17 protein-coding genes are annotated in these 13,768 nt (G+C 64.8%); 8 read left to right on the forward strand and 9 right to left on the reverse strand.

Going from position 1 to position 13,768, the window contains the following annotated elements:
- Nucleotides 1–8 precede the first annotated feature (8 nt).
- The 6 genes from O3298_RS12490 to O3298_RS12515 all read left to right on the forward strand — a co-directional run bounded on the left by O3298_RS12490 (nt 9) and on the right by O3298_RS12515 (nt 6,519).
- On the forward strand, nt 9–833 hold the full coding sequence (locus tag O3298_RS12490; RefSeq protein ID WP_305059514.1) for a glutaminyl-peptide cyclotransferase: 825 nt from the start codon (nt 9–11) through the stop codon (nt 831–833).
- A 39-nt stretch (nt 834–872) separates the two neighbouring features.
- Nucleotides 873–1,769, forward strand: coding sequence for a hypothetical protein (locus O3298_RS12495; RefSeq protein WP_305059515.1), 897 nt, complete (start codon nt 873–875; stop codon nt 1,767–1,769).
- A complete protein-coding gene (locus O3298_RS12500) occupies nt 1,766–2,413 on the forward strand; it encodes a hypothetical protein (RefSeq protein WP_289897870.1) in 648 nt (215 codons plus the stop codon). The genes O3298_RS12495 and O3298_RS12500 overlap by 4 nt, the downstream gene beginning before the upstream one ends.
- Nucleotides 2,414–2,694: 281 nt before the next feature.
- On the forward strand, nt 2,695–4,719 hold the full coding sequence (locus O3298_RS12505; RefSeq protein ID WP_305059516.1) for a ferritin-like domain-containing protein: 2,025 nt from the start codon (nt 2,695–2,697) through the stop codon (nt 4,717–4,719).
- Nucleotides 4,719–5,645 carry a DUF692 domain-containing protein gene (locus O3298_RS12510; protein WP_305059517.1) on the forward strand — a complete coding sequence of 309 codons (927 nt, stop codon included), beginning with the start codon at nt 4,719–4,721 and terminating at the stop codon, nt 5,643–5,645. The genes O3298_RS12505 and O3298_RS12510 overlap by 1 nt, the downstream gene beginning before the upstream one ends.
- Complete coding sequence (locus O3298_RS12515) at nt 5,635–6,519, forward strand: DNA-binding domain-containing protein (RefSeq protein ID WP_305059518.1); 885 nt, start codon at nt 5,635–5,637, stop codon at nt 6,517–6,519. The genes O3298_RS12510 and O3298_RS12515 overlap by 11 nt, the downstream gene beginning before the upstream one ends.
- 65 nt (nt 6,520–6,584) lie before the next feature.
- Here the strand turns inward: O3298_RS12515 and O3298_RS12520 are convergent, their stop codons facing one another.
- From O3298_RS12520 to O3298_RS12560, 9 genes are all read right to left on the reverse strand, one after another.
- Entirely contained in the window at nt 6,585–6,833 is a 249-nt protein-coding gene (locus O3298_RS12520) for a DUF3297 family protein (RefSeq protein WP_010398340.1), read from the reverse strand.
- 109 nt (nt 6,834–6,942) lie between these two features.
- A complete protein-coding gene (locus tag O3298_RS12525) occupies nt 6,943–7,344 on the reverse strand; it encodes a GFA family protein (RefSeq protein WP_289909993.1) in 402 nt (133 codons plus the stop codon).
- Between the two features lie 11 nt (nt 7,345–7,355).
- Nucleotides 7,356–9,128: an ABC transporter ATP-binding protein gene (locus tag O3298_RS12530; protein WP_305059519.1), complete on the reverse strand. Its 1,773-nt coding sequence runs from the start codon at nt 9,126–9,128 to the stop codon at nt 7,356–7,358.
- The gene (locus O3298_RS12535; protein ID WP_305059520.1) at nt 9,125–9,679 is read right to left on the reverse strand and encodes a hypothetical protein; all 555 of its coding nucleotides are present in this window, start codon (nt 9,677–9,679) and stop codon (nt 9,125–9,127) included. The genes O3298_RS12530 and O3298_RS12535 overlap by 4 nt, the downstream gene beginning before the upstream one ends.
- Entirely contained in the window at nt 9,679–10,200 is a 522-nt protein-coding gene (locus tag O3298_RS12540) for a MauE/DoxX family redox-associated membrane protein (RefSeq protein ID WP_305059521.1), read from the reverse strand. Before O3298_RS12540 ends, O3298_RS12535 begins: the two co-directional genes overlap by 1 nt.
- A complete protein-coding gene (locus O3298_RS12545) occupies nt 10,194–11,060 on the reverse strand; it encodes a hypothetical protein (RefSeq protein ID WP_305059522.1) in 867 nt (288 codons plus the stop codon). Before O3298_RS12545 ends, O3298_RS12540 begins: the two co-directional genes overlap by 7 nt.
- Nucleotides 11,042–12,055 carry a RimK family alpha-L-glutamate ligase gene (locus O3298_RS12550; protein ID WP_305059523.1) on the reverse strand — a complete coding sequence of 338 codons (1,014 nt, stop codon included), beginning with the start codon at nt 12,053–12,055 and terminating at the stop codon, nt 11,042–11,044. Before O3298_RS12550 ends, O3298_RS12545 begins: the two co-directional genes overlap by 19 nt.
- 65 nt (nt 12,056–12,120) lie before the next feature.
- Nucleotides 12,121–12,306, reverse strand: a complete 186-nt coding sequence (locus O3298_RS12555) for a hypothetical protein (RefSeq protein ID WP_099376727.1) — start codon at nt 12,304–12,306, stop codon at nt 12,121–12,123.
- 204 nt (nt 12,307–12,510) lie between these two features.
- Nucleotides 12,511–12,696, reverse strand: coding sequence for a hypothetical protein (locus O3298_RS12560; RefSeq protein WP_251348681.1), 186 nt, complete (start codon nt 12,694–12,696; stop codon nt 12,511–12,513).
- A gap of 307 nt (nt 12,697–13,003) precedes the next feature.
- Here O3298_RS12560 and O3298_RS12565 point away from each other — a divergent pair, with 307 nt between their 5' ends.
- Together O3298_RS12565 and O3298_RS12570 are read left to right on the forward strand one after the other, a co-directional pair.
- A complete protein-coding gene (locus tag O3298_RS12565) occupies nt 13,004–13,378 on the forward strand; it encodes a hypothetical protein (RefSeq protein ID WP_305055512.1) in 375 nt (124 codons plus the stop codon).
- A 7-nt stretch (nt 13,379–13,385) separates the two neighbouring features.
- Nucleotides 13,386–13,715: a hypothetical protein gene (locus O3298_RS12570; RefSeq protein WP_305055511.1), complete on the forward strand. Its 330-nt coding sequence runs from the start codon at nt 13,386–13,388 to the stop codon at nt 13,713–13,715.
- Nucleotides 13,716–13,768 lie beyond the last annotated feature (53 nt).

Genomic DNA, 13,768 nt, shown 5'->3' on the forward strand with positions numbered 1-13,768 from the left:
CTGACCAGATGAACATCAACGCCAAGGTTACAGCCAAAATCAAACGCACGGCCGGCTCGCTGCTGCTGGGATTGTTATGCACCGTGGGCCTGATGAGCGAAATGGGCTACGCCCAGGCCGCCATTCCCGTGTATGGATACTTTGTCAAGAATGCCTATCCGCACGACCCCCAGGCGTTTACCCAGGGCTTGCTGTTCAAGGATGGCCATCTGTATGAAAGCACGGGCCAGAATGGCCAGTCGTCCTTGCGCAAGGTGGAATTGACGACGGGCAAGGTGCTGCAGAAAAGCATGCTGGACAAGAATGTGTTTGGCGAAGGCATCACGGACGTGGGCGATGAAATCCTGGGACTGACGTGGATTTCGCAGACCGGTTATGTGTTCGACCAGAAAACGTTCAAGCTGAAACGCAAATTCAGCTACCAGGGCGAAGGCTGGGGCCTGGCCAGCGATGGAAAGTTCGTCTACATGAGCGACGGCACGGCCGCCATCCGCGTGCTCAATCCGAAAACCCTGGCCGAGGTGCGCCGCTTCGAAGTGAAGGCCGAGGGCCGTCCCATCGAGCGCCTGAACGAACTGGAAATGGTCGACGGGCAATTGTTTGCCAATGTGTGGGGCGCGGACGTGATCGCGCGCATCGACCCGGCCAGCGGTAAAGTCGTGGGCTGGATCGACCTGACGGGCTTGCTGCCGCCCGAGCAGCGGGGCACGGCCAATCCCGACGCCGTGCTCAACGGCATCGCCTGGGATGCGCGCGGCAAGCGTTTGTTTGTCACGGGGAAACTGTGGCCCAAGCTGTTCGAGATCGAGCTGATCGAAATCCAGCGCCACTGATGTTTCCTATCGGACAGTGTTGCTAGCGAAGAATCGTCTATGATGCTGTTCCTTCGCCCCGTGCGACTCTTGCAGGATGCCATGCCGTTCCTTCCTTTATGCCGCCTGGCGGCCGCCGCCAGCTTGCTGGCCGCCGTCTTGCCTGCCGCGCAGGCGCAAACGCCATACGTGCCGGTGATGCAGCAATACGGCGACTTTGTCGTCACGCGCGACCGCCACGACCCGCTCGTCAACTTGTCTTTCCGCAAGCACGGCTATTGGCCCGGCGGCGCGCGCGAAGTGGTGGAAGTGCGGTCCCTCAAGGCCAGGCGCGAAGGCCAGCCCATGCTGCTGGCCTTTACCAAGGGCTATACGGGCCAGGGCACGATATTGATCGGCGTGCAGAACGGCGTACCGCTGATGCGCCCCGTCAGTCCTTTGCGGCGCGACGACATGGTGCGCACGGAGCGCGACCCCGAATGGGGCGTGCCGCAGCCGGGCCGCAGCGAAATACTGCTGTTTGCCCGCGACGGCCGCGCGCTCGATACGGACACGGGCGAACTGCTGTGGTTTGACATGCCGGGCATCGTCACGGGCGATTACGCGCCCGCCATGCTGGTCTCCGTCTCGCCCGACAGCCGGCGCGGCGCCTATCTGGCCCGCAGGGCGACCAGCGTGGAGGTCGTCGTCGCCACGCGCGACGACGGCGTGGCAGGCGTCCTGGCCTTGCCGGCCGACACCTATCAACGGTGGCTGAAGCCCTTGTCGCAGGCCGCTGCCGAACAGGCGGGCGCCGCCATCAAGGCGCGCCAGGGCCGCACGGATTCGAACCGCATCCGGCGCGAGCTGGAACTGGCCTGGTTCGGCCAGCAATTTCAATGGAAACAGGGCAAGAACGGCTTGCAGGTGACGGGGCTGGGCCTCATTTCCGCGCCGCCCGAGGGGGAACAGCCATGAGCATACCTGGACTGATCGCCGGCTGCTTCGCCGCCACCTTGCTGGCAGGCTGCGTGCACGGGGAAATATTCGCCCAGGATTATCTGGCGCAAGACATCGACAAGCAACAAGCCTTGCTGGAACTGGACGTGGTCTTCGGGCAAGCACCCGATGACAAGCTGACGTCGCGCGTAACGGCCCGCAATACCGTGGAATACACGGGCGCGCCGCATATCGTCGTACCGTTTTACCAGAAGGGCCTCGGCTTCGACCAGGGTTTTGCCGGCACCTACATGTTTGCCGTACCCTATCCGATCGCCAAGGTCGAAACGGCCACGGCCAGCAGCCGCGTCTTCGGCCAGAAACTCGACGGCCAGCAGCAGGGCAGCCCGCGCTACCGCTTCCGCGTGCCGGGCAAGGCGCAGTGGAACAGCAATGAAACCTTCATGCTGGGCTTTGAGCGCAAGGGCCGCCGCGAAGAAATCACTTTCCGTTTCAGCAACGAGCAAAGCTGCCCGTCCGCCTTCCTGGCCACCACGCCAAAATATGGTTTCCACATCAAGGTGGTCGCCACGTTCAAGGATGACAAAGGCTGCCTGAAAGTGTGCGACAGCCGCGACCAGTGGCCCGGCTTTTGCGCCTTCCAGCCGCCGCCCGGCGCCTGACTATCACCATGCAAGCCACGCGCCGGCGTTTGCCGGCGCGCCGCTTATACACGCGCGCGTTTTGCCGATTCTATTCAATTGTCATCGAATGACCGCCTAAAACGCCTATTTTCACGGCGTAAGGGTGGCGATATTGACGCAGGTCAATGTCTGGATCGGCGCATAAATCTTGCCGCAAAAGTATCTTTCTCAGGCGTATGATTTCTGTGCCGTGATCGGCGCACGCAGATGGCGCGGCGCGGCCCGATATCCGAAACGCATCCTTCCTGTGGAGATACAGAATGAAAATGCCCGTTTTAGGAAGCACCCAGCCCGCCATCACCAGGCGTCCGCTCGACATGCTGGACACCGACAAGGCCGCCGTGCGCGCCATCGCCCAGGCGGCCGTCAGCGTCGAGCTGTTCACCATTCCCCTGTACATGGCCACCATGTATTCGATCCAGGGTACGCACCAGATCAACTCGAAAGGCATCACGTATTACGAAGGCCGCCAGTGGCCGGGCATGGGCACCACGGCCCGGCCCGAACTGGCGGAGCAAAAGGCCTTCAATATCATCTTCAGCGTTTTCATCCAGGAAATGCTGCACCTGCAGATGGCGGCCAACCTGGCCACGGCCATCGGCACGGCGCCATGCTTCACGGGTTCGGAGCTGCAATCGCAGGACCACGGCTGGACCTGCTATGGCAAGAGCTGCACGGTGATCCCGCACATCGTCGACTTGCAGGACACGTCCGGCTACCGCCACGTGCGCGTCAACCTGGAAGAGCTGAACGCCAACCAGTGCGACCTGTTCCTCGCCATCGAGCAGCCGGAGGAGCAGGCCCGCGCCCAGCTGGCCGAGTTCGACAAGCACAACCACACCAAATATTTCCCCGAGGTGCCGTTCGTGGGCTGGACGCCGGGCAAGCACGTGCATGATCTGCCCCTGTTCGGCACCATCGGCTACATGTACGAATGCTATGCGCGCTACATCGGCATCGAATACGCGGATGGCCAGACCCTGTGGCAAAAGCTGTTCGTCAACGGTTCGGTGCAGCAAGACATGTTCAACAGCCAGGTGCAGGGCCATGCGCGGGCGGAATTTCCCAAGTTCGACACCTGCTTCGGCCCGCAAGACCAGGATGGCGGCCAGACGGGCTCGTTCAACAAGGCCATCGACATGATGGCGGCCATCACGGACCAGGGCGAAGGCAGCGCAACGGCCATCCAGCGCTACCGCCGCGACGCGGCGCAGCGCCTGATGGCCGTGCAGCCCGATTACCGCGAAGACCTGGCCGCCCTGAAGTGCGATTATCCGTCCTACGCGAACAATGGCAAGGATGCGGAATCGCGCGACGCGCAGGCGCGCCACGACAGCGCCCCGTTCGACCACTACGAGCGTTTCGGCCAGGTGAAGGCCATGCTGCCCGTAAAAACCTGGGCCGGCTGGCACCAGGACGGGGGGCGCTGGAGCGAGGCCATGCTGACCAACGAGCGCTACAACCCGGCCACCGCGCCAAAGAATATCCCGGCGCCGGCGGCCGTGGCGGGCGCCCTGAACCGCCTGAAGGATAGCAGCGGCACCTTGGGGATGCTGAGCACGGTCGCCACGGGCGCCATCTATGGCATCACTTCCGTGCTGGACAAGTACTGGCTGAACCAGGACCTGGACTTCCCGTATCCGTCGATGGTGGGCGCGGGCGACCGCATGGCCATCTGCTGGGCCGTGCTGGGCCAGGCGCCGAACCTGGCGACGGGCGTGCCACTGGCCGAGAAAAGCGTGCTGTACCACGCCTGCCAGGGCATGCACCTGGAGGGCGAAGCGTCGTCCACCTGCGCCGCACTGGCCGTCTACCACACCTGCCGCGGTTCCAACGGCTGCCATGCCCAGGGCGGCTGCGGCTTTGCCCAGGCCGACACGGGGGGCTCGTCCTGCGGCCATTCGGTCAAGCTGGCCGCGTCGCCGGGCACGCCGTGCTACGTGCCGCCGCCTCCGCCGCAGCCCGACAAGGTCTACAGCGCGCCCAGCGACAACAAATGCGGCGGCTTCGGCGGCTGCGCCGTGCCGATTTCGGCCTCGCAACTGTATCCGAACACCTCGGGCAAGGAACCGCCCGAGCCCGCCACCATGACCCTGTACGATTTCGGTCCCGCGCCCGACCACCGCAGCATTCCGCTGGGCCAGACCATGAGCTTTGCGCTGGGCGACAATGTCTACGACAAGGCCTGGGAAGCCTATGGCAAGGTGATGGCGGCGCGCGGCACGCCGGTGGGAGCGCCGCCGCCGCCCACCGACCTGCGCCTGGCCTTGCCGCCGTCGACCTGATGCGGGCCACGCACGGGGTGCCGCCACGCCTGGGCTTGCCGAACCTGGGCCTGGGCGTGGGGCTGCGCCCGCCGCATTATGAACACATCCTGCGCCACGGGCCGCAGGTGGACTGGTTCGAGATCATCAGCGAGAACTTCATCGACAACCACGGCTATGCGCGCCATGTGCTGGAGCAGGTGGCGGCGCAGGTGCCCATCGTCATGCATGGCGTCTCGCTGTCGATCGGCAGCAGCGATCCGCTCAATCTCGGCTACCTGCGCAAGCTGCGCCAGCTGGCCGGCGAGATCCGGCCCGCGTGGATTTCCGACCACCTGTGCTGGACGGGCGCCGCCTCGCTCAACAGCCACGACTTGCTGCCGTTGCCGCTGGACGAGGCCAGCCTGCGCCACGTGGCGGGACGCGTGCGGCAGGTGCAGGAATTCCTGGGCCGTCCCCTGGTCCTGGAAAACCCCAGCACCTATGTGGAGTTTGCCCAGTCCAGCATGCCGGAATGGGAATTCCTGGGCCGCCTGGCCGAGGACACGGGCTGCGGGCTATTGCTTGACGTTAACAATGTCCACGTCAGCGCGCATAACCACGGCTATGACGCGGCCGCCTACATCCGCCAGTTGCCGCACGCGCACATCGTGCAGATCCACCTGGCCGGGCCGACCGTCTGCGGCGCCGTGCTGATCGACACCCACGACGCGCCCGTGCCGGCCGCCGTCTGGCGCCTGTACGCGCTGGCGCAGCGGCTGACGGGCGGCGTGTCGGCCCTGCTGGAATGGGATGCCGGCATTCCCCCGTACCCGCAACTGCTGGCCGAACTCGACAAGGCGCGCGCGGCCGAACGGGGAGAATTCGCGGATGCAGCGCCCGCCACGGCTGCCGCCGCCGTGTCTGCGCCGCTGGGCTTTCACCTGGAGGCGGCCCATGCCCCATAGCGTGTCCGGGGACGAAGAGGGGGCAGGCGACGCCCGCGCACCGCTGGCGCAATTGCAAGCGTGGTTCCTGACGGCGATGACGGCGCCGGGCGGCGCGGCGCGCGGCGTCCAGCTGGCCAGCGAGCGCCATGGCTTGACGCAGGAGCAAGTATTGAAACGGGCCAGGGGCGGGCCGGCGCCGCTGCACATCCATGCGGACGGCTATGTGCTGCGCCTGCTCGAATGTCTGCAAGCCGACTATCCCGTCTTGCGCAAGGTCATGGGCGACGAGCTGTTCGCCTTCTTTGCCCGCGCCTATGTCTGGCGCCACCCGTCCGCCTCCGCGACCTTGTATGACCTGGGCGGCGGTTTTGCTGATTTTCTCGCCGCCAGCCAGCGTGCCGCCGGCGCGCAAGGGGCAGCCTTGCGCTTTCCCGTGGAACTGGCGCAGCTGGAGCGGGCGCGCAGCGAGGCGGGCAGGGCGCCGGGCCTGGAAAAGCTGGCGCCGCCCATGCTGCCTTCCGGATTGGACTTGCTATTAGGAAATACACCTGCCTGGCGCCTGGCGCCGTGCACCCGGTTGCTGGCCCTGTCCTTCCCCCTGTGCGACTACTGGCAACGGGCGCAGGCCGCACCCGGCGACGCCGTGCCGGCCCAGCCGGAGGCAAGTCCCGCCTTTGTCGCCATTACGCGCATGCATTACCGGCTTGTCATGCAAGAGTTGCAGCCCTGGCAATTTTACTGGCTGCAAGCGCTGGCCGGCGGCGCGCCGCTGGCGCAGTGCGCGCGGCAGGCGGCGCAGTCCAGCGGCAGGGCGGCGGACGAGGTGCTGGCCGATGCCATGCTGTGGCTGCCTACGGCGGCCGCGGCCGGTCTGGTCGCCTGCGATGCCTGAAAAACAAGCGGCGGACGCAAAAAAGGCCGATGAAAATCGGCCTCGATGACAGCTGAATGCGTTGCTTAGCGGTAAAACGCTTCGACTTTGCCCTTCAGTTTGATCTGCAGCGGACGGCCGCGGCGGTCCAGCGACTTGGTGGAAGCGACCTTGATCCAGCGTTCGCTGATGCAATATTCTTCCACGTCAAGACGTTCCTTGTCGTTGAAGCGGATGCCGACGTCGTTCTCGAACACGGCTGCAACGTGGTAAGGGCTGCTGGGGTCGATCGACAGGCGATCGGGCAATGGGGGTAAGGTGGTGGTATCGTTCATGGGCGTAATTATCGCCCAGAATGCCGATCCAGACAACGGGGTGCGCATGCTTATCTGGCCGGCCGCGGCGCGGCGCTCCCGCATTTCCCTTCCCAGCGATGCCTACGCCCTACAGATGCCGTGTTTCCTGCGGCGGCACATTCCACTCGTCATGCAAGCCATCGACAAAGGTGACGGGCACCCGGGCCAGTTCGGCCGCCGAGACATCGTCGAGGCAGTTGACGCCGATGCCGACAAACGGACCGCTGCGGGCGGAATCGCCACGGCCGAACAGGCGCACGCCGCAGTGGCGGCAAAAGTAGTGGCGTTCGCGGCCGGCGCCGAAGCGGTATTCGCTCAAGTCCGCCTCGCCGGCCAGCAGGCGGAAGGCCGTGGGCGGCACTTGGCTGGCCCAGCAGCGGATTTTCAGGCAATAGGAACAGTTGCAGCGCAGGCTGGGCGCCGCCAGGTCGATCTCGGCCGCGAAGCGCACGGCGCCGCAGTGGCAACTGCCATGACAGGTTTTTTTCATCGTGTCTTACTTTACAGCGTTGCCGTGCTGTCATGCAATTGCTGGAATTGCGACAGTTGCTGCTGCATCAGCCGCGCATACTGGCCGCCAGCGCGCAGCAGCTCGGCGTGCGTGCCTTGCTGGCAAATCCGGCCCTTGTCCATGACGATGATGCGGTCCGCTTTCACGATGGTGGAAAAGCGGTGGGCGATGATGATGGTGGTGCGCCCTTGCATCAGGGTATCGAGGGCGAGCTGCACCTGCTGTTCGCTGGCGGCGTCGAGCGCGCTGGTGGCTTCGTCGAGGATGAGGATTTTCGGCGCGCGCAAGATGGCGCGGGCGATCGCGATGCGCTGCTTCTGTCCGCCGGACAATTGCACGCCCCGTTCGCCCACCAGGGTTTCGTAGCCGTCCGGAAAGGCCGCAATAAAATCGTGGGCGTGCGCCAGGCGCGCCGCCGCCAGCATCTCGTCGCGCGTCACCTGGCGGTCCGGCACGGCAAAGCCGATATTGTCGGCGATGCTGCCGGAAAACAGGGCCGGTTCCTGCTCCACCACGGCCATCTGGCGGCGCAGCTGCGTCACGCCCAGCACATGCGCATCGATGCCGTCGAATTGCAGGCTGCCCCCGTCAAGCCGGTAATGGCCGAGCACCAGGCTGGCGATGGTGGACTTGCCCGCGCCCGAGGCCCCCACCAGGGCGATCTTTTCGCCCGCGTGGATGGAGAGGGTGACGCCGTCGAGCGCCGTGACTTGCGCGCGTTCGGGATACGAAAAACGCACGTCGCGCAGCGCGATACGACCGGCCAGCGGCGGCTGCGGCTCCGCCTCGGGCACGGCGCGGTGGCTGCGCAGGATGTCGAAGATGCGGTCGGTCGAGCCCATGGTGCGCATCCACGTGTTCCAGAATTCGCTGATGGAGCCGGCCGTGTCCGTCACCATGCTGGCATAGATGACAAAGGCCGTCAGCTCGCCCACGCTCAAGCGGCCCTGGCCGATCAGGTGGGCGCCGAAGCACAGGGTGGTCAGCAGGGCAACGAAGGCCAGCAAGCCCTGCGCGCCCTGGAACACGGCCAGCAGCCGCGTGCCGGCCAGGGAGACTTCCAGCAGTTGCCGCATGGCTTGCGCGTAGCGGGCCATGGCGCCGCCTTGCTGGTTGAACGCCTGCACCAGGCGCGCATGGGCAAAGTATTCCTGCGCCACCTTGCCGCTGGCGGCCAGGCTGGCGGAAATGGCCCGCGCGCGCAGTCGGTAGTTACTGCCAGACAACTTGCCCAGATACAGGCTGATGGGAATGAACAGGGCCAGCGGCAAGCTCAGCATCGGTGACAGATGCAGCAGCATGGCGATGCCGCCCACGAAGACGCACAGCGAGCGCAAGGCGTTGGCCGCGCCGATGGTCAGGCTTTCATGCAGGGCCGACACGTCGGACGTGAGCCGGCTGTTCAGTTCGCCGCCATGGTGCTTGTCGAAGAAGGCGATGGGCTGGTTGATCACCACGTCGAACAGGCGCCGGCGCACGCCCATGACGATCATGTGGCCGCCCGACTGCAGCAGATAGAAGCGCGCGGTCGTGATCAGCGCATACAGCAGGCTGAAGGCCAGCATGGCGGCGACCATGCCCGGCGTGACGCCGCGCCGGGTCAGTTCCGTCACGTTGTCGATGAAATACGCGATGGCTTGCGGAAAGGCCAGCTGCGCGCCCACGGTGAGGGCCATGCACAGCAAGCCGGCGGCGATGCGCCAGCGCACGGGATACAGCAGGCGCAGCCGTTCGAGATGGGGGCCGACATTCAGATGGCTCATGCGGCGCGCTCCTGCGACGGTTCGGCGTGCAATTGCCCGACGAGGGCCAGCCAGTCTTCGTCGCCGATCAGGCCGGCCGCTTCCACTTGTCCCTGGTAATTGACAAAGACATAAGATGGCGAGCTCATCAGGGGATTCACGCGCCGGTAGTCGCGCAGGGCAAGCCGCGCCGTGGCCGAGCGCAGGCTGTCGCCGGGCAAGAAGGCGCGCAGCCGGCGGGCCGGCTCTTCGCTGAGCAGCCACAGGGCCAGGCCCGCTTCCCGCGCCAGCGGCAGCAGCCGCTCGATGCCGGCCAGCTTTTCCCCGCATTTCGGGCAGCGGCTGGCCAGGAACAGCAGCACGGCCGCCTGGCCGGCCGCGCCCGGCTGGAAGCGCGGGCCGCCAGCCAGCGGACGGGCTTGCACGGCGGGCAGGGGCTGACCCGGCTCCAGGGCCATGGGCGCGAGGCGTTCGCGGCGGCCGGCGCGCAGCACGGCCAGGCTCAGCCAGATATTGCCCGCAACGGCAAACGCCAGGGCCGCCAGCACCCATTGCAAGGTCGTGGCATCCATCAGTCGGCCTTTGCCAGGGTGGCGATGTCGTGCAGGGAAATCGTGGCCACGCAGACGATGGCAGCCAGTCCGGCTGCCAATGCCGTGGTGGCGACGGGCAAGGCAGTTTCTTGTGCCAGCGCAAAGTAGGCGCCGTTGATGCCCACCGCCAACACGTTGCGCAGCAAGTCGTACCGCGACACGGGCCGCGCCGCTTCGCCAAAGCAACTGCAGCGCACCACGCTGTGCGTGAAGTAGCGCCAGGCCAGGACGGCCGTGAGGGTAGTCAACAGCAAGAGCGACAGCAGCATCGGTATGTGGGTACCGCCCGCCAGCAGCCAGCCGGCGAGCGACAATTCCGCCATCACGAGGGCCGGCGCGGCCAGGCTGGCGGCGGCCGGCGGCACGCCGAACGAGGTGGCCAGGTTGCCGCGAAAGTCGCCGTAGCTGCGCAGCTTGCCCACGCTGGCCGCCAGCAGCAGCAAGGCGATGCAATAGCGCGCGGTGTCGGCCAGTAATGTGGCCAGCACGGACGTCAGCATTGTGTGCTCCACACGGGCGCAAAGCCGCCCGGACGCTGGCGCCGCAGCTGCACGCCGTCGCGCGTGGCCAGCAGGGCGTCGTTCCACGGCTCGTCCGGCGCGCTGCGCAGGGCGCCGCCTATGCTGGCCTGCAATTGCGTGGAAATGGCCCAGCCCAGCCGTTCCGCATGCGCATCGCGCTCCATGCGCAAGCCCAGCCGGGCCAGCTCTTCGCGCGTCAACGAATAGTTGTGCGAGTGATAACCCGTCACCAGTTGCGCGACAATGGCGCGCCGCGCCTCGGGTGTGGCATCGGGCAATTGCCACGCCAGCAATTCCTCGCCGATCTGCGTCAGTTCCAGCGTGGTGCGGTAAAACGCCGTCAGGGAAGGGGGAAAGATGCTGCCGCACAGCAAAGACAGCGATTGCTGGCGCGCTTCGGCCGCATCCACGCCGAACCATTGCTGCGCCATATCGCCGAAGACCTTGATGTCGAGGCTGGAAAAGGCACCGCCATCCGCGCCTTCGAGCTGCGGGTCGATGGGCGAGAACAGGGCCAGGTCGCCGGCGATGATCTCATCCGCGCCCAGGGCCAGCAGGGTGGCGGCCGACTGGCAGTGGAAGGGCACGATAAAGCTCAGGTGGCGCGCATGCTGGCGCAGCAAAAGGGCGATGCGGCGCGCCGCGTTGACGATGCCGCCGCGTCCGTGCAGCACGACGTCGAGGCGCGCCACGGGGCCGATGCCCTGGCACAGCTCGTACAAGGCGGGCAGCAGTTCCATGTCCAGGTGCGAGGCGGCCAGGACGATGGCCCGGCTGTCGCGCACTTGTTCCAGCTCGCGCAGCTGGACGGGGATCCGGTTCAGGTCGGGCTGCGGCATACGGCTCCTTCGATCAGGGTATCGGCCACGCTTTCCAGCAGGGGCAGGGCGGGCACCAGTTGTTGTACGTACAAGAATTGACCAACAGGATTGTTTTCCAGGAAAACATACTCGCCCTCCGGCGTGACGATCAGGTCCAGGGCGCCATATTCGAGGCCGTAGCTGTGCACGAAAGCGAGACAGCGCTGCTGTATTTCCGCCGGCAAGGTGCACGCCTCATAGCGGATGGGGGCCGACATGTCGCGCGAATCGATGGCCGTGCGGGCATCGTCCTGGGAATACAGGCGCGCGGCAAACAATTGCTTGCCGATCACGGTGATTCGCAGTTCGTATTGCTTGGCGATATATTCCTGGAACTGGCAGCTCAGCTCGCCGACGGCGTCCAGGCTGTCGAGCATGGCGTCGTCGACGATGGTGGTGCCGATGCCGGCGCTGACCCTGTCAACCTCTTCGACCGTTTCGGCGGCCAGGCTGGGCGTGGACATGGACTTGAAAATGATGGGTCCCTTGACGGCCGCGCGGAAGGCGCGCACGTCGTCGGGCACGTTGGTGATCACGGTGGCGGGCACGCGAAAGCCCATGCGCGCGGCGCGCGCAAGCTGTTCGCCTTTCCATTGGGCGCCGCGCAGGGCCAGCGGATGGCTGAGCCAGTAGCAATCGAGACCGTACAGCACGCTGAAGACGGCTTGCTCCGTTTCCAGCTCGGCATAAGCGCGTTCCTGCGGCGTCAGGTCGGCGCTGGCATAGGCATAGTTGGCTGCCTTGCGCAGCCAGACGGCGCCCACGTCCTGCAAGTCGAGCCAGTCGCCGTCGGGTAGGCGGCGCAGGCGCGCGCTGGCGCGGCCGTCCTGCACGCGCTGGCACAGCTGGTAATCGCGGGGAAAGGCGTCGAGGTCGATACGGAAAGGGGCATGGCCGCGGGCGGCGAGGAGCGATCCGACCAGGTCGGCGTGCAGATCGCCGCTATGGCTGATGATCAAGACCTTTTTGTGCATGGAGGGGGCCTGCGTAAGGGAAGGTGAAAAAGCCTTGCCGCGGCAAGGCTTTCAGCTGGAACGTATCAGCAGAACTCGCCGCCATCGCTGGAACCGATGCGCGAATAGCGGTATTGCTCTTCGCTGTCGACCGCCGTGCAGCCGGCCACGGCGACGCCGTCGCGCACCTTCCAGGGCGCGGGAAGGGCCGGTTTTTCCTGTTCCTTCTTTTCCGCCAGTTTGAATGCGAATAGTTTGGTTTCTTTATGCATGGGAATATCCTCTGTGAATGGTTATGTTCCGATGTTTACCGATGAATACATATTTAAAAAATGGAATCGCCAATTGAAAGGCGATCATATGGCGCTATGCATTGCGCGCAGAAAAGCCGCGCCGGAATTGGCACCGGCGCCAGTTTGAATATGGAAGATTGAATAAAACCCCCACGCCTGGCGGGGGTTATGGCGTGCCGGGGATCAGCAATACTGGCCGCGGTCGTTCGGCTGGAAGCGCGAAGAGTCGCGGTATTGCTCAGCTTGCACCGCGGTGCAGCCGGCCACGGCGACGCCGTCGCGCACTTTCCAGGCGGTGGCGGGCACCGCCGGTTTTTGTTCCTGTTTCTCTGCCAGTTTGAATGCGAACAATTTGGTTTGATTTTGCATTGTACTATCCTCTTGTGATGGTTAAGTACTGCTTGCGTTGTATGCCATGGTATATGGCCATTCGATCTTAGCGCTGGAATAAATAAGCGTCAACTTGAATTGAATCGTATTCGCGATTATCTTTCTGAAATACTCACCAAATATCACGCAGGCCATTTGTATTATGGCAGTGCGATAAATAATATCTGCCCATTTTAAATGGGCGGCAATATGCCTGATTATCGATGGAAAACGGATCGACCATGTGCGCGGGCACGCACTATAATGGCGCCTGTTGAATGGATAAGGCAGGAATCGCTCTATGGACATGGCCATCACAGACAGCTTGCGGCAGCTGGCATATGCGCAGGCCGCCGCGTTCGTGCAGACGCTCGACACGCGCGATCCTGTTGCGCTGCAACGCGACTGGGGCCTGTCGCCCGGCGTGGCCGACGAGATCATCGAGATGCTCGACAGTTATTTTGCGGCAAACCAGGCGCTGTCCCTGGCGCCGCTGGCGCAAGCCTTCGTGCCGGGCAAGGGTGGCCGCGTGGCCGTCGATGTGTATGCCACCGATGCCGGACCGCTGGGCCTGGAATGCCTGTTGCTGGCCGATGGCCAGCCGGGCGAGGCAACCTTGCACCTGGAAATGTCCAGCCACGACGGCGCGCTGCGCCTCCATTACCACTACATCGGATCCTGAGAACACCATGACCGCACCGATCAGCGACACACAGCAGCGCATCTGCGACAAATTCGGCTTGCCCGCGCAAGCGCCCGAACCCATGGTGGCCCTCGCCATCGGCAGCCTGGACCAGTCGCCCATCTACGGCACGCGCATCGTGCTGCCGGAAAACGGCACCATCAGCTGGTTCATCCACTGCGGCGAGCACGACGATGCCAGCGGCTTTTACCAACCCCTGCATGCGGACCACCTGCGCGAGATGCTGCCGCAGGTGGTCGATTACCTGGCCTTGCCCAGCGGCGCCAAGTTCATCCTCGACCGGGAAGGGTATGAGGATGTGTGGCTGGAAGAGTAACTTTCCGACCGGCAAGATTGTCGTTGACGTTGATAAATAGGTATGGGATGCTG

The sequence above is a fragment of the Janthinobacterium sp. SUN137 genome (assembly GCF_030587265.1).
Lineage (GTDB): Bacteria > Pseudomonadota > Gammaproteobacteria > Burkholderiales > Burkholderiaceae_D > Janthinobacterium > Janthinobacterium kumbetense.

Excerpts from the sequence above, each read along its gene's own strand:
- O3298_RS12490 (WP_305059514.1), top strand. The coding sequence starts at position 9 with ATGAACATCAACGCCAAGGTTACAGCCAAAATCAAACGCACGGCCGGC.
- O3298_RS12495 (WP_305059515.1), top strand. The coding sequence starts at position 873 with ATGATGCTGTTCCTTCGCCCCGTGCGACTCTTGCAGGATGCCATGCCG.
- O3298_RS12500 (WP_289897870.1), top strand. The coding sequence starts at position 1,766 with ATGAGCATACCTGGACTGATCGCCGGCTGCTTCGCCGCCACCTTGCTG.
- O3298_RS12505 (WP_305059516.1), top strand. The coding sequence starts at position 2,695 with ATGAAAATGCCCGTTTTAGGAAGCACCCAGCCCGCCATCACCAGGCGT.
- O3298_RS12510 (WP_305059517.1), top strand. The coding sequence starts at position 4,719 with ATGCGGGCCACGCACGGGGTGCCGCCACGCCTGGGCTTGCCGAACCTG.
- O3298_RS12515 (WP_305059518.1), top strand. The coding sequence starts at position 5,635 with ATGCCCCATAGCGTGTCCGGGGACGAAGAGGGGGCAGGCGACGCCCGC.
- O3298_RS12520 (WP_010398340.1), bottom strand. The coding sequence starts at position 6,833 with ATGAACGATACCACCACCTTACCCCCATTGCCCGATCGCCTGTCGATC.
- O3298_RS12525 (WP_289909993.1), bottom strand. The coding sequence starts at position 7,344 with ATGAAAAAAACCTGTCATGGCAGTTGCCACTGCGGCGCCGTGCGCTTC.
- O3298_RS12530 (WP_305059519.1), bottom strand. The coding sequence starts at position 9,128 with ATGAGCCATCTGAATGTCGGCCCCCATCTCGAACGGCTGCGCCTGCTG.
- O3298_RS12535 (WP_305059520.1), bottom strand. The coding sequence starts at position 9,679 with ATGGATGCCACGACCTTGCAATGGGTGCTGGCGGCCCTGGCGTTTGCC.
- O3298_RS12540 (WP_305059521.1), bottom strand. The coding sequence starts at position 10,200 with ATGCTGACGTCCGTGCTGGCCACATTACTGGCCGACACCGCGCGCTAT.
- O3298_RS12545 (WP_305059522.1), bottom strand. The coding sequence starts at position 11,060 with ATGCCGCAGCCCGACCTGAACCGGATCCCCGTCCAGCTGCGCGAGCTG.
- O3298_RS12550 (WP_305059523.1), bottom strand. The coding sequence starts at position 12,055 with ATGCACAAAAAGGTCTTGATCATCAGCCATAGCGGCGATCTGCACGCC.
- O3298_RS12555 (WP_099376727.1), bottom strand. The coding sequence starts at position 12,306 with ATGCATAAAGAAACCAAACTATTCGCATTCAAACTGGCGGAAAAGAAG.
- O3298_RS12560 (WP_251348681.1), bottom strand. The coding sequence starts at position 12,696 with ATGCAAAATCAAACCAAATTGTTCGCATTCAAACTGGCAGAGAAACAG.
- O3298_RS12565 (WP_305055512.1), top strand. The coding sequence starts at position 13,004 with ATGGCCATCACAGACAGCTTGCGGCAGCTGGCATATGCGCAGGCCGCC.
- O3298_RS12570 (WP_305055511.1), top strand. The coding sequence starts at position 13,386 with ATGACCGCACCGATCAGCGACACACAGCAGCGCATCTGCGACAAATTC.